The 18,727-nt window shown below is 30.1% G+C and carries 16 protein-coding genes and 2 riboswitches; of the genes, 13 read left to right on the forward strand and 3 right to left on the reverse strand.

Annotated features, from left to right (window positions below):
- The first annotated feature begins 470 nt into the window (after positions 1–470).
- From FGK85_RS11555 to FGK85_RS11575, 5 genes are all read left to right on the forward strand, one after another.
- A complete protein-coding gene (locus FGK85_RS11555) occupies positions 471–1,403 on the forward strand; it encodes an ABC transporter ATP-binding protein (RefSeq protein ID WP_138206787.1) in 933 nt (310 codons plus the stop codon).
- 12 nt (positions 1,404–1,415) lie between these two features.
- The gene (locus FGK85_RS11560; RefSeq protein ID WP_138206789.1) at positions 1,416–2,552 is read left to right on the forward strand and encodes an ABC transporter permease; all 1,137 of its coding nucleotides are present in this window, start codon (positions 1,416–1,418) and stop codon (positions 2,550–2,552) included.
- Complete coding sequence (locus FGK85_RS11565; RefSeq protein WP_138206791.1) at positions 2,549–3,652, forward strand: ABC transporter permease; 1,104 nt, start codon at positions 2,549–2,551, stop codon at positions 3,650–3,652. The genes FGK85_RS11560 and FGK85_RS11565 overlap by 4 nt, the downstream gene beginning before the upstream one ends.
- 423 nt (positions 3,653–4,075) lie before the next feature.
- Positions 4,076–5,173: a sensor histidine kinase gene (locus FGK85_RS11570; protein ID WP_138206793.1), complete on the forward strand. Its 1,098-nt coding sequence runs from the start codon at positions 4,076–4,078 to the stop codon at positions 5,171–5,173.
- A complete protein-coding gene (locus FGK85_RS11575; protein WP_138206795.1) occupies positions 5,151–5,771 on the forward strand; it encodes a response regulator transcription factor in 621 nt (206 codons plus the stop codon). Before FGK85_RS11570 ends, FGK85_RS11575 begins: the two co-directional genes overlap by 23 nt.
- A 238-nt stretch (positions 5,772–6,009) precedes the next feature.
- Here FGK85_RS11575 and FGK85_RS11580 read toward each other — a convergent pair whose 3' ends face one another.
- The 3 genes from FGK85_RS11580 to FGK85_RS11590 all read right to left on the reverse strand — a co-directional run bounded on the left by FGK85_RS11580 (position 6,010) and on the right by FGK85_RS11590 (position 9,354).
- Complete coding sequence (locus FGK85_RS11580) at positions 6,010–8,040, reverse strand: M4 family metallopeptidase (RefSeq protein ID WP_138206797.1); 2,031 nt, start codon at positions 8,038–8,040, stop codon at positions 6,010–6,012.
- A gap of 425 nt (positions 8,041–8,465) precedes the next feature.
- Positions 8,466–8,918, reverse strand: a complete 453-nt coding sequence (locus FGK85_RS11585; RefSeq protein WP_138206799.1) for a DMT family transporter — start codon at positions 8,916–8,918, stop codon at positions 8,466–8,468.
- Between the two features lie 13 nt (positions 8,919–8,931).
- Positions 8,932–9,354, reverse strand: coding sequence for a DMT family transporter (locus tag FGK85_RS11590; RefSeq protein ID WP_138206801.1), 423 nt, complete (start codon positions 9,352–9,354; stop codon positions 8,932–8,934).
- 228 nt (positions 9,355–9,582) lie between these two features.
- A riboswitch (PreQ1 riboswitch) is annotated at positions 9,583–9,626 on the forward strand.
- A 128-nt stretch (positions 9,627–9,754) separates the two neighbouring features.
- Here FGK85_RS11590 and FGK85_RS11595 point away from each other — a divergent pair.
- The 8 genes from FGK85_RS11595 to FGK85_RS11630 all read left to right on the forward strand — a co-directional run bounded on the left by FGK85_RS11595 (position 9,755) and on the right by FGK85_RS11630 (position 18,302).
- Positions 9,755–10,726: a nucleoside hydrolase gene (locus tag FGK85_RS11595; RefSeq protein ID WP_138206803.1), complete on the forward strand. Its 972-nt coding sequence runs from the start codon at positions 9,755–9,757 to the stop codon at positions 10,724–10,726.
- Positions 10,727–11,284, forward strand: coding sequence for an ECF transporter S component (locus tag FGK85_RS11600; protein ID WP_138206805.1), 558 nt, complete (start codon positions 10,727–10,729; stop codon positions 11,282–11,284).
- 1 nt (position 11,285) lies between these two features.
- Positions 11,286–11,975 carry a radical SAM protein gene (locus FGK85_RS11605; protein WP_138206807.1) on the forward strand — a complete coding sequence of 230 codons (690 nt, stop codon included), beginning with the start codon at positions 11,286–11,288 and terminating at the stop codon, positions 11,973–11,975.
- A gap of 337 nt (positions 11,976–12,312) precedes the next feature.
- Positions 12,313–14,295: an anaerobic carbon-monoxide dehydrogenase catalytic subunit gene (gene cooS / locus FGK85_RS11610; RefSeq protein WP_138206809.1), complete on the forward strand. Its 1,983-nt coding sequence runs from the start codon at positions 12,313–12,315 to the stop codon at positions 14,293–14,295.
- Positions 14,296–14,493: 198 nt separating this feature from the next.
- Positions 14,494–15,069 (forward strand): ECF transporter S component, encoded by a 576-nt coding sequence (locus tag FGK85_RS11615; protein ID WP_138206811.1) that lies wholly within the window; start codon positions 14,494–14,496, stop codon positions 15,067–15,069.
- 281 nt (positions 15,070–15,350) lie between these two features.
- The gene (locus tag FGK85_RS11620) at positions 15,351–15,806 is read left to right on the forward strand and encodes a rhodanese-like domain-containing protein (RefSeq protein ID WP_243122864.1); all 456 of its coding nucleotides are present in this window, start codon (positions 15,351–15,353) and stop codon (positions 15,804–15,806) included.
- 133 nt (positions 15,807–15,939) lie between these two features.
- Positions 15,940–16,038, forward strand: a riboswitch (TPP riboswitch).
- Positions 16,039–16,144: 106 nt separating this feature from the next.
- Positions 16,145–16,798: an energy-coupled thiamine transporter ThiT gene (gene thiT, locus FGK85_RS11625; protein WP_138206813.1), complete on the forward strand. Its 654-nt coding sequence runs from the start codon at positions 16,145–16,147 to the stop codon at positions 16,796–16,798.
- Positions 16,799–17,114: 316 nt separating this feature from the next.
- Complete coding sequence (locus FGK85_RS11630) at positions 17,115–18,302, forward strand: coenzyme F420-0:L-glutamate ligase (protein WP_138206815.1); 1,188 nt, start codon at positions 17,115–17,117, stop codon at positions 18,300–18,302.
- Positions 18,303–18,727: the final 425 nt, after the last annotated feature.

Consider the following 18,727-nt stretch of genomic DNA (forward strand, 5'->3'; position numbering starts at 1 on the left):
TATGCAAATTTTTTCTCTAAAATTTCCAGCAAAAATCAGAATTTATGGTTTTTAACCTAACCCTCAATCATTCATTATAAATCAGCGGGCTCACGCCCCAAAAATTTTTAAGTGCTAAACTTCTGAAGTATACGAAGCTTGCTTATTATCTTTTGGTGCATTGTATCTATTAGATGGTTATTACAAAAATAAATTGTATAAATAGTAGTGAGGTATTGGGTATTTAAAATAAAAACAAACAACACAAGCTTGTAGGAGAGCTAACAATAGAATTTTTAAAAGTTATATAAAGAATTATTAATGAAAATGTGACAAATGTCATCCTATATTTATTATTTTTATCACTATAACGAAGCTGGTAATTTTAGTACTATAATATTATAGAAACAGCAATACATATTTCACTTATAGGATATGTGCCATTTGAGCTATTAGATTACAGATAAAGATTGTAGAAAGAGGGGGATATTATGATACTAGAAATAAAAAATTTAGTAAAGAGATATGGAGAATTTTTAGCAGTGGATAATGCCAGTTTAGCTATAAAGGAAGGACAGATATTTGGATTATTAGGACCTAATGGTGCTGGTAAAACCACTACTATAAATACCATAATAGGTCTTTCAAAAATAGACTCAGGAGAAATAAAAGTTTTTGGAAAAGAATTATGGGCAAATGAAATGGAGATCAAGGCCCAAATAGGTGTTGTACCACAAGATATTGCGTTATTTTGGGATTTGAAGGCTTATGAAAATGTTACTTTTTTCGGTAGATTGTATGGTTTAAAAGGTGAGACATTAAAAAATAGTGTAAAAGAGGCTTTAGAGTTTACTGGGCTTTGGGATAGAAGAAAAGATTATCCGAAGCAGTATTCTGGTGGAATGAGGAGAAGACTTAACATCGCTTGTGCCATAGTTCATAAGCCTAAATTAATAATTATGGATGAGCCAACAGTAGGAATAGATCCACAATCCAGAAAGCATATATTAAATTCGGTAAAAAAATTAAACCAAAGGGGGTCAACGGTAATATATACGTCTCATTACATGGAGGAAATAGAAGAGATATGTGATGAAATAGTAATAATGGATAAAGGTAAAATAATTGCAAGGGGTACAAATGAAGAACTAAAGGCGCTTATTTCTACAGAAGATAAAATAACCATGGAGCTTTCTGGTATTAACTATACCGTAGTGGAAAATATAAAAAAGATACCAGGAGTAAAGGATTGTGTTGTAGATGAAAATTCTATGGAAGTAATATCAAATAAGAACAGTAAGAACCTAGGTACAATAATAGATGTTATTGTAAATAATGGTATAGACATAAATAAAATAAATGTGGATAAGCCAACTTTAGAAGGAGTATTTTTAACACTTACGGGTAGAAAATTAAGAGATTAGGAGGGGACACATATGAAGATTTTATATATAATACTTTATAATTTAAGAAGAAATTTTAGAGATAAAAAAGTTTTAGCCAACATGCTGCTCCTTCCTGTAGTGGTTATATTAATACTGGGCACTGCTCTAAAAAGTCAATATACACCTGGAGATATAGGAAAAGCAAAAGTATATTATTGCATTGAAGATAGAAATGAGATGACAAGGAGTTTTGAAAAGTATATAACATCTGATGAATTAAAGGATATAGTAGAAGTAAAAAAAGTTAAAAGTAAAAAAGAAGGACTAGAAAGTATAAAAGCTAATGAGAGAGGTAGCTTTATATATATGGATAAGGATTCTACGGAAAATATAAGGAATGGTAAAAAAATAGGTATATCCTTATATAATCAAAGGAACAACATACAAACTGAAATTACTAAAAATCTTTTAAATGGATTTGTAAATGGGGCAAACGCAGTTTATGCCTCCTACACTATAGGGGGAAATGATAAGTATGCGGAAGGAAATAATAGCATAATAGATTCTTCTATTGATATTAGCGGAAAAATTCCAAAAGCTATAGACTATTACGCTGTAACCATGTTAGTTATGACACTTATGTATGGATCACTTTATGGGAAGTATGCTATATCGGAAATATATAAAGAGCAAGGAATAAGAGTTACAAACACTCCAACAAGAAAAATAGAAATTCTAATTGGATATATTTCTGCATCTGTATTAACAGTTTTTTTTGAAGGTTTAATATTAATGTTAATTGCAAAATATGCTTTTAAGGCTAATTATGGTAGCAATATGGGATTAATAGTATTTATTATATTTAGTATGTCTGTATTATCTAATTTTATAGGAATGGCGATGGCAACATTGGTTAGAAAAGATGACAAAGCCGCTGGAATTTTAAATATACTTGTGGTAGTTTTTACATTTGTATCTGGTGGATACTCAAAAAATGCTAATAATAATGAGACTTATAATAAGATAATGCATTTTATACCAAACGGTATGGCTCATAATGCAATGTTTAACTCTATATATGGTTCAAATACAGAATTAATCAATTCTAGTATTTTAGCTATGTGGATTGGTATAGTTTTATGTCTTATTATATCTGTAGTGGTAGAAAGGAGGAGACCTTTGCAATGACCATATTTGGGAATAATTTAAAGAGAATATTTAAATCAAAAACTAACCTTTTATTTATGGTTATTTGTCCGACAATTCTTATATTTTTAATTATTATGTTTAATAACGGTGGTTCTAAATTTTCTATTGGAGTTGTAGATAATGATAATACTAAACTTACTAAACTTCTCATAAAGCAAGTAGGTAAGGAAAATAAAATAAATTATTTAAAGGAATCTGAAATAAAGGAATCTTTAATTAATCTTAAAAATGATTATGTAATTCAAATTCCTAAGGATTTTACCAAAAACTTAATAGAGGGAAAGAATGTTAATATAAAGGGGTTTGCAATAAATGGAACAAATGCATCTATAGCACCTAAATTTAGTATGGAAAGTTTTATTGCGGCTGCAAAAACTATAGGAAAAACAGCTAAAGGTAATGAAAAACTTTTCTATAAAGCCATGAATAAATATGAAAAAGGAATGTTTGAGGTAAAATATAAAAGTATGAGCAATGATTCAGTAAGCAAGAAAAATACTTTATTTTCTTTAGGATTTTTAGCATATAATATGTTAATGTTAGGGGTTAATATTACTCCAATTATATTGGAAGATAAAGAAACAAAAGTATACTATAGAATATTTACAGGTCCAATTAAGCCCAGAAGTTATACCTTGCAAAATCTTTTGAGTTTTTTAGTAGTTCTAGCAATACAAGTAACAGCAATATTTACGTTTATGATTAAGGTATTAAATATAAAATTTCCATCAATAATAAATATGTTTTCTTTATTTATAATTTTTTCAATATTGGTTGTGGCTTTTGCCTTATTTATTTCTAGCAATGCTAAGGATATGAGAACAGCTTCGACTGTTTCAAATCTATTAGTTACTCCAATGGCTATGCTTGGAGGATGTTTTTGGCCTAGAGATGTTATGCCACCAATATTACAGGTCATATCTAAATTTATACCTATAACATGGATGCTATCGGCTGCAGAAAAACTTATGTATGGAAAAACTTTATATGGTGTATTGCCAGAGATATCAATATTAATGCTTTTTACTGTAGTATTTTTACTTCTAGCTTCATGGAGAAAGAAAGATATAATAATTTAAACCAGATGTAAAATAAAAGTAGGCAGGAAACAAGGATTCCTGCCTTGTTAATTAATAAACCTAGCTTTCGCACATAATATCCACGCTTTATATTGTTTTTTTTATTTAGAATTTAGAATGTAAAATGAGGGTTCAAATTCCTAGTGGATTTCTTAAATTTGTATTTTGTAAAAAAGGTTCTAAAGGAGTTTCGGTCTTAAATTTTAGTTAAAGTTAAAATTCTATTTTAAACTGATGATTTTGCATATGGATAACTTTTCAAATATACTGTAATATAGATATTATGGTATGATTGTCCCACAAAAGGTATTATACTACTGTAATTATGAAATTTCATAATTCAACCACATTATACCTTTTGTGTTTTATCATGATATAGTTTTTTAGAAAAGTAATTAAAACCTATTATTAAAGGGGTATATTATGGAATATATATTTAAATTAAGCTTTTATAGTTTTATAATTGCCATGAGTATAATAAAAAAAGAAGTTTCTCATTTTTTAATTACATCAATTTTAATAGTTGCTATTATGGATATTTTAACAGATAGATATCTTAGATCCAAAATGTTTATATTTTTAGAGGCAATAATAATTGTTATTATAAGCTTTTATATAAAAGATTTTATTATTTTTCTAGCTCCGTGCTCTTATGAATTAATAAAAAAGGAAAACTACTTTGGATTATTGTTTATTGTACCTATAGCTATAAATTCTAATCCTGATGAAATACCTATAAATACTTTGTTGTTTTTTATGGTTAATCTTTATGGGTATATTTATAGTAAATATATAAAAGAGCAGAAAAAACACAGGGAATTATATGATTCTGAAAGAAGGATAAGATATGAACTGGAGGGTACTAAAAATAGGCTTATTAGATCTTATATAGAAATAGAGCATTTGGCGGAAGTTAGAGAGAGAAATAGAATAGCAAGAGAGATACATGATACAGTAGGACACAATATAGCTGGTATTTATATGCAATTACAAGCAGCATTTAAAATAAAAAATAGAGACAGAGAAAAATCTGACAAGCTACTGGAGAAATCTATTAATGAACTATCTGAAGCTTTATCACTTTTAAGAGAAACGGTACACAATATAAAACCAGTAGAATCTATAGGTATAAATTATATAAATAAAATAATAGAAAGCTTCAATTATTGCAAAATTAACTTTAATTATAGAGGGAATTTTAATAACATACCATCTAATATAATGGAGATTATAGCTACAAACATAAGAGAGGCTTTAACTAATGCTTCTAAGCATTCTATGGCAGATACTATAAATATAAATTTGGAAACTAATGAGAAGTATATAAGACTTTATATAAAAGATAATGGAGTAGGATGTGCTCATATAAAAGAGGGCTTAGGAATAAGTGGAATGAGGGAAAGAATAAAAAATTTAGGGGGAAGTATATCTATAGATAATAATGATGGATTTTTAATAGTTTGTGTTATTCCTATGGAAAGCTTGGGGGTGAATATTTTTGAGGATTATAATAGTCGATGATGATGGATTAATAAGGGACAGTCTTAAATTAATCCTAGATATTGAAGAGGATATTCAGGTTATAGGAACTGCTTCAAATGGCAGAGAAGCAATAGAACTTTGCAGAAAGAAAAATCCTGATATAGTACTTATGGATGTTAGGATGCCTACTTTAGATGGAGTTTTAGCTACAAAGGAAGTTAAGAGTGAAAATCCTAATATTAAAGTAATTATTTTAACTACTTTTAAGGATGATGAGTATATAGCAGAGGCTATAAAAAATGGAGCAGAAGGGTATATATTAAAAAATCAGTCATCAGACAATATTATAGAAAGTATTAGGACAGTTTATAATGGTAATGGTGTATTTCAAAGCGAAATTTTGAATTCTATAATGTGTATGATTGAAAGTAATAAAAAATGTGAAAATAAAATTTCCTTAAGTGAAAGAGAATTTGAAATTCTTAAACTTATAGGAGAGGGAATGTCTAATAAAGAAATTTCAAAAATACTTTATTTAAGTGAAGGTACTGTAAGAAATTATGTAACAAATTTACTTGAAAAGTTACAATTAAGAGATAGGACGCAACTTGCCATATATTATTTGAAGAATTACTAAATAAAGAGCAAAAATTTTTAATGTTTAAATTTGAATAAAAGAAGTCCCAAAAATATGAGAGGGCTCTATTTTTGGGACTTTACAATGAACTAATAGTTTATCCGATGACTACCTGCCGTAACACTCCCACTTCTAACAAAGTGGGAGATAACGGCAGCTACGTCCCTGGATAACGATCTCTAACCTTCAGTTGGAGTAAAAACTCCATCTGAAGCTAAGAGCTCTGTTTATATTATATTTATCTTGGATAATTTACATTTAATGAATACGCTCCACTTTGGCTATATGCACCACCGTAGCCTACAATTTTTACATAGAACTTACCTGTTGTTCGAGCGCTATAGTATATAGTTTCATTTGAAGTGCTTGATCTTGTTGATCTAGCAACTATTCTTCCAGATGAATTTAATAGATACACATCATAATCCTTTGGAAGATTTGTTAAACTTACAGTTATAGTTCCAGTTCTTGAAGTATTGAAGTAGAAATAATCAATATCTGTTGGTGAATATATATATGATTTATAGGAAGTTCCGCTAGATAAAGGTCCATAGGCTGTAGAAAGTGTATTGTTTGATTCATATGTGTCACTAGCAGAAGAAGCTTGTCCTATACCAACTTGTGCAAATGCATCAGATATTTTTTGAGCTATTGTTGTTCCAGGATATAAATCGTTAGCTGCTTGTACTAATGCATTTTTAGCATCTATAAATTGAGAGTATTGTGTTAAATATAAAGTTAAAGCTCTATAGTACACCTGTTGTAGCTTAGAATTATCGTTAATTGATGTTGCTGCAAGGTAGAATGCTTTATTTGGAATACCACTATTAATATGAACTCCGCCCCAGTCACCTTGTTGAGTATTTGGAAGGTTTCTATAATTGTCCATGTGAGCAGGTTGTCCATATAAAGTAGGGTCTGCTAAACTTCTTAAAGCATCATTAGGTGTATTTGGAGTATAACAATCTTCTCCCATTAACCAGTCATTATTTTCTCCCTCAATAAAATATCCGAATACATCTGAGAAAGATTCATTTAAAGCGCCGGATTGATATTCATATTCTAAATTAGCAGTTCTATCTGTAATTGCATGAGTAAATTCATGACCAACAACATCAAGAGCTGATCCTATGTGATCAAAGTATGTGCCGCTACAATCGCCATAAACCATTTGACTTCCATTCCAAAATGCATTATCAAAAGGTTCGTTAGGATATCTTGGATCTCTATATAAAACTGTAGATTTGATAGTAGTACCTCTATTGTCAAAGCTATTTATATTAAAGTTATTTTTGTAGAAGTCGTAAACAGCACCTGAATTATAGTGAACATCTACAGCATCAAATTGTGATGAGGAATCAAATTTATTATCTGCATCGTTTACCACTGTGCCAGGTAAAGAAGAACCATAGTTAGCAGTATAGGTTTCTATTGTTGTATTTTTTGTTAAATCTCTCATATAGTATTGATTATTTATTAAGTCAAGGTTAATATTTCTTATTCCGTATAATCCTACGCCTGTACCAGTAGTAGCAGATGTTTTAACCAAATTTTTTGAATCTACAATAGTACCATTTGAAGCATTAACAAAAACCTTCATATTAGCAGGGAATGGACTCAAAAATTGCATTGTAACATGATATACTGGAATCCAGCTGCCATCTTTGTTATATATATAAGGTTCTGCCTTTGGTTTAGCAGTATACTCAATATTTTTTCCTTTAATATTTAGAGAGTTTTCGGCTATTTTAATAGCCTTATCAGAATTAAGTTTGAATTGCTTATTCCAATTTTTATAAGGTACTTCACTAGTTACGTTACCACTTAGTCCATATACATTACCATTAGCAGTTGTGTGAACTACAACCTCTGATCCATAAACAGGAATTCCATCCACAACTAGTTTGTTTTTATAGTGTTTCATACCAAGTTTATCTGATTGGGTGTCCTTATTTACAAAACCACCAGTTTCTAGTTTAAACACATCTTTATTTTCAGTCATAAATTTCTCAGCATCTTTGGATGTATTTACTGAATTCTCAGCAAGATCTCCAATAATAAAATTTGGATTTCCATTAGCTTTGTTTAAATGAATTTTAAATTCTTTTCCAGATTTTCTTGATTTTTTATTGAATTTTTCAACTATTTTTACCTGTTTAAATTCTTTGTTTGATGGATTGATTAAATTAGTATTACTTGGAACTGCACTAACTATTGCTGAATTTAGCAATAACATAGATGTAAGTGAAAAGCCTAATATTTTTTTCATTAAAATAACCCCCTAAAAATTATTTTTTGTTTTTTTTATTGGTATAGGTTATGTAGTACATTGGGAAACACCGCCTTTCTATTTAAGCTTAATATTATGTTAAAAAATAAGAATAACAAAATATGATTTTAAGAGATTAGTGTAATAATCTTCCGTATATAAAGGCAATTAAGGTAATTTATTCAATGGAATTTTTTACATTGTTAATATTCTATGTATTTTTTTAAAATCCTTCTTAAAAAAATAAAAATTTTAATTTTTTTATTAATAAAATTAAAATTATAATTAAATAAGCAGTACACGTAGGTACTGCTTTATCATATATGTAATAAAAATACAAAAATATATAAATTTACTCAAAACGATAACAAAGATTAATTTGCAGAATAATAAATAGCACTGAAAGAGTGCTACTTACTATATGCTTATTGTAAAGAATTGGGTTCGGGATTTTTATCTACAGTTAAATTATAAGAAAGTCCGATTAACACCAAAATTCCACCTAGGATTTTGCCTATGGATAATTTATTTAAAGTAAAATAATCAATAATAATGCCTATAAATAGCTGACCTATAAAAATAAGCAAAGTTAAATAGAAAGCAGATATTTTTGGAGTAATATAACTGGATAGAACAACTACTAAAACACCGACCATTCCACCTAAGTAAGCCCAGGAAGGTATACAGTTTGTTTTTGAAATAGAGAGTTTTAAAGTTTCATTACTAAAAAATAAGAATATAAATGAAAGGACTAATCCTGTAACATAATTGAAAAAGGTACCTTGAAATATACCAATTTCATTTGCTAAGTTTGAATTAATGATTCTAGCTACTACAATAGAAACACCAGCTAGGATAGATATAAGTATATAAAACATGGGTGATCCTCCTTTAAAAAACAGTCATTACATAGATTCCTAAAGTTATGAATACTAATCCAATTATTTTCTTTTTTCTAAATTTAACATAATTCATTCCTAGTAAACCAAAATGATCTATGAGAATAGATGCAAGAGATTGTCCAAGTAAGCCTAAGGCAATAGTTACAGAGGCGCCAACGGCTGAAAAACTTATGTTGTTAAAAAGAACAGTAAAAACACCAATAGCACCAGCGCTATACAAGTATAAAGGAATATTCTTTTGAATTTTAATTTTTGATTTGCTTATTAGCAATACTATTATCATGGAAAAAAGTCCAATGATATGAATAATTACACTAGAAGTGTAGTTCCCTAGACTTTTAGATAAAGTTCCATTTAGCATAATCATTATAGCTATTAAAGCTCCTATAAAAGTTGAAATTAGATTATTCATAAATTATCTTTAATGAGTGTATTTATAATAAATAAGAAACACGCACTAAAGCTTTCCTCCTTTCATGTTATAAGATTCATTTTACTTTACCATAAAATAATTTTAAGTAGTTACGACAAATGTCTTATTTAATATTAAATTTTACTATTTATATTTATGAAATTTATGATATAATCAATTAGTCTTTAAAAATATATAAATCCATAAATCCACTTAAATTAATTTAAAGTGGGACTGGTTCGGGAACTCCCAGTATAAAAAACTAAGGATTTATCATACTGCGGTATAGCTGTATCCTTAGGTACGGCTTTTTTTGTTTTACAATGGAATAAAATAAATAAAGTCGTATATTCCGTTCTCAAAAATCACTTAAAAAACAGATGTGTAAAGGAGAAGGAAGATGGATAAAAAAAGAAAGGTAATAATTGATTGTGATCCAGGAATAGATGATTCATTGGCATTGGTTTTGGCTTTAAAATCACAAAAACTGGATGTGGTTGGAATTACCATTGTTTGTGGAAATGTTCCAGCTAAACAAGGAGTAGAAAATGCTTTAAAAGCCTTAGAAATTTGTGATGCACTTCATGTGCCGGTTTATTTTGGAGAAGAAAATCCTCTAAAGCGAGATCTAGTAACGGCTCAAGATACTCATGGAGAAGATGGGCTAGGGGAATGTTTCTTTAAAAAAGTAGAAGGTGGAATAGTTAAGTTTGGTGCTGTGGATTTTATAATTGATACCTTGAAAAATAATAAGGATGTATCAATTATAGCATTGGGACCGCTAACTAATATTGCAAAGGCTTTAGTTAAGGATAAAAGAGCATTTGAAAACTTAGATGAATTTATATCCATGGGAGGCTCATATAGAAGTCATGGAAACTGTTCCCCAGTAGCTGAGTTTAATTATTGGGTTGACCCTCATGGTGCGGATTATGTGTATAAGAATTTAGAAAAGTCTATACACATGGTAGGTTTGGATGTGACTAGGAAAATAGTACTTACACCAAATATACTCCAGTTAATTGAGAGATTAGGTGGAGTAATAGCTGAATACATTGTAGATATTACGAAATTTTACGTGGATTTTCATTGGAAACAAGAGGGTATAATAGGTTGTGTAATTAATGACCCTTTAGCAGTTGCTTATTTTATGGATAGGTCCTTATGTGACGGCTTTTCTTCTTATGTTCAAGTAGTTGAAGAGGGAATTGCCATGGGACAATCCATAGTGGATGTGGAAGATTTTTGGAATAAACCGCATAACGCTGTAGTCTTAAATCAGGTGGATTCTACTAAATTTATGCAGATGTTTTTGGAAACATTATTTCCACAAAGTAAAAAAATTATAAGCAAAGTGAAAGAGGTAATATAGATGAAAAAGGTATCAGCTTTAAAGTTAAGTATAGTAGGATTTGGAATTGCATTGAATATCATAGGAGCTTTCATAGCTTTAAATTTAAGACTGCCAATTTATTTAGATTCAATAGGAACTATTTTAGTGGCATTTGTTTTAGGGCCTGCATATGGAGTTGCCACAGGACTATGTGGAAGTATAGTTAGTGGAATAACTTTTGATATTTATTCTTTATACTTTGCTCCGGTGCAAATATTAGTAGGACTTTTAAGTGGCTTAATGTTTAAGAAGGGTTTTATGAAAGGAATTAAAATGCCTTTAGGAGTATTTGCTGTTTCTATATTTTCATCTTTCGTGGGTGCTATAATAGCTGCTTTTGTCTTTGATGGTATAACTTCTTCTGGCTCAACTTATATAGTTCAATTATTATCAGTGCTAGGGGTAAACAAGGTTATTAGTGTATTTATAGTACAACTTTTAACAGATTATTGCGATAAATTTGTAGCAGTATCCTTAGTAATGCCGGTAATATTGGGATTACCAAGAAATATTAAAGAAAAATGCGTAAGGAGTTAGTATGGATAGATATAGTGTTATTGAAAATAAAAATAAAAGAGAAATTGTATTATTAAAAGGATTTCCTTGTATATGGGGTAAGTGTACCTTTTGTGATTATATACTGGATAATTCGGAATCAGAAGAGGAAATAAATAAAGTAAATTTAGAAGTACTTGAAAAAGTTACAGGAAAGTACAAGGTTTTAGAGGTAATAAATTCAGGAAGCTGCTTTGAGCTTCCAAAGGAAACTTTACAGAGGATATTACAAATTATTAAAGAAAAAAATATAGAAAAATTATTTTTGGAAAGCCATTGGTGCTATAGAAATAGACTAGATGAAATGAGAGAATTCTTTAAAATACCAATAGTTTTTAAAATAGGAGTGGAAACTTTTGATTATAATTTTAGAAATATAGTGTTAAATAAAAATGCTAAGTTTGTATCTCCAGAAGAAGTTAAGAAGTATTTTCAATCACCTTGTTTAATGGTAGGAATAAAAGGTCAGACTAAGGAAATGATTGAAAAAGATGTAGAAATTGCTTTAAACTATTTTTCTCATGCTGCAATAAATGTTTTTACTCCTAATTCATCTAACTTAGAAAGAGATGAGCAACTTGTGAAGTGGTTTAAGGATAAATATTCATTTTTGGACGAAAATCCTAATATAGAAATTTTATATAATAATACGGACTTTGGAGTGGGAGAATAGGATTTTCCCACTCCTTTTGAAATACTTATTTTATCCGATGACTACCTGCCGTAACACTCCCACTTCTAACAAAGTGGGAGATAACGGCAGCTACGTCCCTGGATAACGATCTCTAATCTTCAGTTGGAGTAAAAACTCCATCTGAAGCTAAGAGCTCTGTTTATAGATGCCATAAGGAATATTTTAATGTATAAATAACCTTGAAATACACAGAATAAAATCGAAAATATTTTTAGAGGGAGGTGAGAAATTACCATTGGCTGATGGTATAGCATTATATATGCTATTATGTACATTAATCATAGTTAAATGTAAGTGTTATTTAAGTGATTAGTGTATGAATAAGATCTATTATTTTAATATATATTTAGATTATTATAGATTTTATAAAGCTGTAAAAATTATGAATAAAAACATACTGGAAAAAACAGAAGGTCGTGTAAGTTATCACGATTCGGTTGAGGAAATGTTAAAGCGAATAAGAGAAGATGGAATGTCCAATGTATTTGATAGATGGGCACTACAGGAAAAAATTCGTTGTAAATTTTGTCTACAAGGGTTAAGTTGCCAGTTATGTTCTCAAGGGCCATGCAGGATAAGCGAAAAGAGCGGACAGGATAAGGGAGTATGTGGCATTGGGCCAGATGCTATGGCTATGAGAAATTTTTTGTTAAAAAATATAATGGGAGCAGGTACATATAGTCACCATGCATATGAAGCTTTTCGCACACTAAAGGCTACAGGGGAAGGAAAAACGCCCTTTACAATTAAAGATGTGGATAAATTAAAATGGATGTGTGAGAAATTGGGAATTGAATCCAGCCAAGACATAAATAACATGGCTATACAATTAGCAGAATTATTGGAAAACCAGCAGAAAATAGATACTGAACAAAAAAATCTTATGGTAGAGGTATTTGCCCCAAGAAAAAGAAAAGAGCTTTGGAAAAAAATAAATATATATCCTGCGGGAACAGTTCATGAAGAGCAAAATTGTGTGGCTAGTTGCTTAACAAATGTGGATGGAAGCTACAAATCTTTAGCAGCAAAGGCATTGCGTTTAGGAATAGCTACCATATATAATTCCCAAATTGGACTTGAAATGGTGCAAGATATTTTGTTTGGAACACCAATGCCACATGAGGTAAATGTTGATTTAGGCATTATGGATCCAGAGTATGTAAATATAGTATTTAATGGACATCAACCTTGGGGCGGAGTGGCTACTATACAAAAGGCTAAAATGGCTGAAGTTCAAGAAAAAGCTAGAGCAGCTGGGGCAAAAGGTCTTAGAGTAGTAGGGTCAATTGAAACAGGGCAAGAATTACTACAGAGATTTGAAGTAGATGATGTTTTTGTAGGGTTAATGGGTAACTGGTTAACCATAGAGCCATTACTGGCTACAGGTACGGTAGATGTTCTTGCTATGGAAGAAAACTGTTCGCCACCAGCTATAGACCATTATGCTGAAAAATATCAAGCAACCTTGGTGAGCATAAGTACTATTATAGATTTGCCAGGTTTGCAGTATAAAATTCCTTATGATCCTGAAAAAGTAGATGCCATGGCAGATAAGCTTATTGATTTGGCAATAGAAAACTTTAGAAAACGTAAAGATAAAGTTAAGCCAATGGTGCCCCAAATTACTCAAAAGGCCATTGCAGGATTTTCTACTGAGGCAGTTTTAAAAGTTCTTGGAAATAAGTTGGATCCACTAGTAGATGTAATTGCTGCTGGTAAGATTAAAGGGATAGTAGCATTGGCCAATTGCTCAACTTTGAGAAATGGACCGCAGGACTGGAATACAGTGAATCTCACAAAGGAATTAATTAAAAAAGATATATTAGTTGTTGCTGGTGGCTGTGGAAATCACGCATTAGAGGTGGCAGGACTTTGTACCTTAGAAGCAGCTAATAATATAGCTGGAGAAGGTTTGAAAGAAGTTTGCAATCTTTTGAAAATCCCCCCAGTACTAAGTTTTGGAACTTGTACGGATACGGGAAGAATATCCATGCTTGTAACTGCTCTTGCAGACCATATGGATTTAGATATATCTGATCTTCCAATAGCAGTTACTGCTCCAGAATGGATGGAGCAAAAGGCTACTATAGATGGCATATTTGCACTGGCTTATGGTACATATACTCATTTATCACCAGTGCCATTTATGACTGGTGCACCTAAACTGGTTAAGCTATTAACAGAAGATGTGGAAGAAATAACTGGAGGTAAGATTGCTCTTGGAGATGACCCAGTAGAAGTGGCAAATAATATAGAAGAGCATATTGTGAATAAGAGAAAAAAATTAGGATTAAGCTAAATATTTCTATAAGTAAATTATGTATATTAGCAAAATTAGAGATTATATGATTGAATTCTAGTGTGATTCAAAAGTATAGTCTCTTTTTGTATACTTTAATAAATCTAAAGAGTGTACCCATACATTTCCCTTTATTAATTATTTATTATATTATGTAAATAGAAGAAAAATATAATAATAATATTGGGGGAATTTTAAATGAAACAAAATATCGTAAGAAATGAAGAGAGTGGTTCAAAGGCAATTGAAATTACTCAAATGGCACTTATGACAGCAATAATATGTGTATCTACTATGTTTATACAAATTCCAACAGTGATGGGTATTGGATATGATCATTTAGGTGATAGCATGGTATTTTTTGCAGCTATTTTATTTGGAAGGAAAAAAGGAGCTATAACAGCTGCTGTTGGAATGAGTTTAGCAGACCTATTAACAGCACATGCATATTATGTACCTTTCACTTTTGTAATAAAAGGGGTAATGGCTTTAATTGCTACAACCATTGCATATAGAGGAGACTATGAAGGTAAGAATGTGATTAACAATATATTTGCTTTTGCAGTAGCAGGAGCATGGATGGTTTTTGGATATTTTGTAACAAAGATAATTTTAGTTAAATTTGTATTGATGAAGGTGAATACTTTTGGTGAAGCTTTAGCTTTAGGACTTGCGGGTATTCCAAATAATATTGGGCAGGTTACTGTAGGCGCAATACTTGCAATACCATTGATTAAATTATTACAAGGAAGATTGAACATTAAAAGATATTAATTTGTTACGATAATTTATCCGATGACTATCTGCCGTAACACTCCCACTTCTAACAAAGTGGGGGATAACGGCAGCTACGTCCCTGGATAACGAGTTCTAACCTTCAGATGGAGTAAAAACTCCATCTGAAGGTTAGAACTCTGTTTATTGGTATTTAAAAATATAATTAATAGAAAAGCATGTATAGATAAAAACTATATATGCTTTTTTTATTAAATAATTATGATAAAATTGAAATCGGTGTGTTGATGCACCAAAATAATTAGAAGAGAGGGATTAATGTGAAAAGAAGTAAAAAGGTCTTTATTACTTTAATGTTAATGATTTGTACTTTAAGTACATTTTTAGTAGGATGTAAAAAGAATGACTCTAAGGCAACTACTAAAAAAGATTTTAATTATTATACTGCCGAAAAGCTTAAAGAGGCTATAGAGAAAAAGGAAGATATAATAATATTAGATATTCAAGTAAAAGAAGAGTATGATAAACATCATATAAAAGGCGCTATGCCAACTTATGCATTTCCTGTAAAAACAGATGAAGAAAAGAAAAAAATTGATGATGTTTTAGGAAAGTTAGAAGGAAAAAAACCAATAATTATTGTATGCCCAAGAGGTGGCGGTGGAGCTGAAAATACATATAAACATTTATTAGAAAAGAATATAGAAAAGGATAGACTTTTCATATTAGAAAAAGGACAAACTGGATGGCCATATGAAGATCTTTTAGAAAAATAGAAGTAACCAATAAAAGTGTTTTAAGGCAATTGTAAAAATGCACTTTTCATGTAGTATTTTTAAAAATATTATATGAAGGGTGCATTTCATTTGTAATACCAATATATAAGGTGTATAATTATATTAAAATTAAATAGAAAGCTAGGGGTGCGTAAAGCTGAGATGGATTTGTATCCTGTCCCTTATACCTGATCTGGGTAATTCCAGCGTAGGAAAGCAGCATATAATAATGTCAATAAATACTGTTTTTCGGCAGTGTTTATTTTTTTATGTTATTTTATGTCACAATTAGTGATTTTAATTTAAACATTAAATTAAAATAAAAGGAGGAATTATAAATGAATTGGTTTAATTTTAAATTCAAATCTCCAAAGTTTGGAGAAGCTTTCAGTACAGTTTTTTCAGATCCAGTAATATATTTAAGCATAATAGCTATAGTAGTTTTAATTGCAGTAATCATACATATGAATAAGGCTAAATTAACTACAAAAATTATGCTTCATGTATCCATGGCTGTGGCTATAGCTACTGTACTAAAAATGTTTAGGATAATGAAAATGCCTATGGGTGGGTCCGTAACATTGGGTTCTATGATTCCTATTATATTCATAGCCTATATTTATGGCACTAAAGTAGGATGCTTAGCAGGTGTAATATTTGGCGTAATTGATTTAATCTTAGGACCATATGTGGTACACCCAGTACAGCTAATACTAGACTATGTTTTAGCTTTTGGAGTTTTAGGCTTTGCTGGATATTTCAAGGAAAATATTTTTGTAGGTGGGCTAGTAGCTATAGGGTTAAGATTTATATGCCATGTATTATCAGGAGTTGTTTTCTTTGCTTCAGCTGCAGAGGGCCAAAATGTATGGGTTTATTCTATACTATACAATGGAACATATTTACTTCCAGAGGCTATAATAGCTATGATAATTTTAGCTATTATACCTGTAAAAAGAATAAAGACTGAAATTTCGAAATCACTATATTAATGTCAGTTTTAAAAATATAATACTAAACAAGGACATAATAAGGACAAGTATCATTATTCCCCAGTTTTAAGTGTTAATTCCCAAAATTGCAAAAGCAATGATAGGTATTAACACTTGGAACTGGGGAATTCTATAACTAAATTTTCTATAAACCTACTAAATTTTTAATATAGATGCTATAATATCATTGTAATACTAAAATTACGTACATTTATAAATATTGTACTATAAATGTTTGTATTTATTTTTGGAATTTACATATTCCAAAAGTTATAGAAATTTCATATGTACCATATTTAAAAAAGGGGATGTTTATATGGCAAGAGCAGTAGGTACTACCGTAAGAGGGGTAAGAGCTCCTATTGTAAAGCAAGGAGACGATTTAGTTAATATTGTTGTAGAATCAATTTTAAGAGCTATGAAGGATGAAAAATTTAGCATTAATGATAGAGATATAATAGGAGTGACAGAATCCTTAGTTGCAAGAGCACAAGGAAACTACGCTTCTATTAAAGATATTGCTGAGGATGTAAATAAAAAATTTCAAGGTGATATTGCGGTTATCTTTCCAATACTTAGCAGAAATAGATTTTCATTAATATTAAAAGGCTTAGTTTCTAGTGGTAAAAAAATATATTTATTTCTAAACTACCCATCGGATGAAGTGGGAAATCATTTAATGAACGTAGATAAAATGGATGAGTTGGGAGTTAATCCATATACTGATGTTTTAACAGAAGAAAGGTATAGAGAATTATTTGGACATAAGGTTAATCATCCATTTACAGGAATAGATTATGTGGAAATGTATAAGAGTATTGCTATAGATAATAATATAGAAATAATACTTGCTAATGATCCAAGAGCAGCATTAAAATACACTAAAGAAATTTTAGTTGCTAATATTCATGATAGAAATAGAACTAAAAAATTGCTAAAAAAGGCTGGAGCTAAAACTGTATATGGAATAGATGAAATTCTAAACGAGTCTATAAATGGAAGTGGATTTAATCCAGATTATGGTTTGTTAGGTTCTAATTTAGCTACTGATACTACAATAAAACTATTCCCTAGAAATTGTAGGAAAACTGTAGAAGATATACAAAAGGGTATAAAAGAAAAGACTGGTAAAAATGTAGAGGTTATGGTTTATGGTGATGGAGCATTTAAGGATCCAGTGGGTAAGATATGGGAACTAGCAGATCCAGTGGTATCTCCTGGATATACAGATGGTCTTAAGGGCACGCCTAATGAGATAAAATTAAAGTATATTGCGGACAATGAACTTAAAAATTTAAATGCTAAAGACATGGCGGAAGCTATGAAGAAGAAAATTATGGAAAAGACAAGTAATGAAGGTTCAGAAGGAGAAAAACTAGGAACAACCCCAAGACAACTTACAGATCTTTTGGGAAGTTTATGTGATTTGACTAGTGGCAGTGGAGATAAGGGGACTCCAATAGTATTAATTCAAGGATATTTTGATAGTTATGCAGTAGAGTAGCCAATGGCTACTCTTTTTTTAAAATATTAAAATATTGATAATTTAAATGAGGATTGTTGAATACAAATAATATATAGGCTATTATAATAGATGAAATGTAATAAGCTACATATATATGGAAGAAGGAGCTTTGAAAGTTATATATATGCCTTGTATAGTGTAGAACTTAAAATTTATATGCGAAAGTTGAATTAATTTATATTAATGACTTAACTTCTTTAATTTAAGAAGTTGAAATACCAATTGTAGATTCAAATTCCTTGACAGGAATATAGTTACAGTGTTTCACACTATATTTGTCCTATAAATAACTTGAAAATTTTTCTAAGAAGCTAATTTCAGCTCATCAAGTATTAATTCTATGGGTACATTGTTTTTAGCTTGCTCATAAATAAAATGCACTAATTCTTTAGCCGCTAGGCTTT

Source organism: Haloimpatiens lingqiaonensis, from assembly GCF_901447495.1.
GTDB lineage: Bacteria > Bacillota > Clostridia > Clostridiales > Clostridiaceae > Haloimpatiens > Haloimpatiens lingqiaonensis.

Excerpts from the sequence above, each read along its gene's own strand:
- FGK85_RS11630 (WP_138206815.1), top strand. The coding sequence starts at position 17,115 with ATGGCAAGAGCAGTAGGTACTACCGTAAGAGGGGTAAGAGCTCCTATT.
- FGK85_RS11595 (WP_138206803.1), top strand. The coding sequence starts at position 9,755 with ATGGATAAAAAAAGAAAGGTAATAATTGATTGTGATCCAGGAATAGAT.
- FGK85_RS11570 (WP_138206793.1), top strand. The coding sequence starts at position 4,076 with ATGGAATATATATTTAAATTAAGCTTTTATAGTTTTATAATTGCCATG.
- FGK85_RS11555 (WP_138206787.1), top strand. The coding sequence starts at position 471 with ATGATACTAGAAATAAAAAATTTAGTAAAGAGATATGGAGAATTTTTA.
- FGK85_RS11615 (WP_138206811.1), top strand. The coding sequence starts at position 14,494 with ATGAAACAAAATATCGTAAGAAATGAAGAGAGTGGTTCAAAGGCAATT.
- FGK85_RS11565 (WP_138206791.1), top strand. The coding sequence starts at position 2,549 with ATGACCATATTTGGGAATAATTTAAAGAGAATATTTAAATCAAAAACT.
- FGK85_RS11585 (WP_138206799.1), bottom strand. The coding sequence starts at position 8,918 with ATGTTTTATATACTTATATCTATCCTAGCTGGTGTTTCTATTGTAGTA.
- FGK85_RS11580 (WP_138206797.1), bottom strand. The coding sequence starts at position 8,040 with ATGAAAAAAATATTAGGCTTTTCACTTACATCTATGTTATTGCTAAAT.
- FGK85_RS11590 (WP_138206801.1), bottom strand. The coding sequence starts at position 9,354 with ATGAATAATCTAATTTCAACTTTTATAGGAGCTTTAATAGCTATAATG.
- thiT (WP_138206813.1), top strand. The coding sequence starts at position 16,145 with ATGAATTGGTTTAATTTTAAATTCAAATCTCCAAAGTTTGGAGAAGCT.
- FGK85_RS11600 (WP_138206805.1), top strand. The coding sequence starts at position 10,727 with ATGAAAAAGGTATCAGCTTTAAAGTTAAGTATAGTAGGATTTGGAATT.
- FGK85_RS11605 (WP_138206807.1), top strand. The coding sequence starts at position 11,286 with ATGGATAGATATAGTGTTATTGAAAATAAAAATAAAAGAGAAATTGTA.
- FGK85_RS11560 (WP_138206789.1), top strand. The coding sequence starts at position 1,416 with ATGAAGATTTTATATATAATACTTTATAATTTAAGAAGAAATTTTAGA.
- cooS (WP_138206809.1), top strand. The coding sequence starts at position 12,313 with ATGAATAAGATCTATTATTTTAATATATATTTAGATTATTATAGATTT.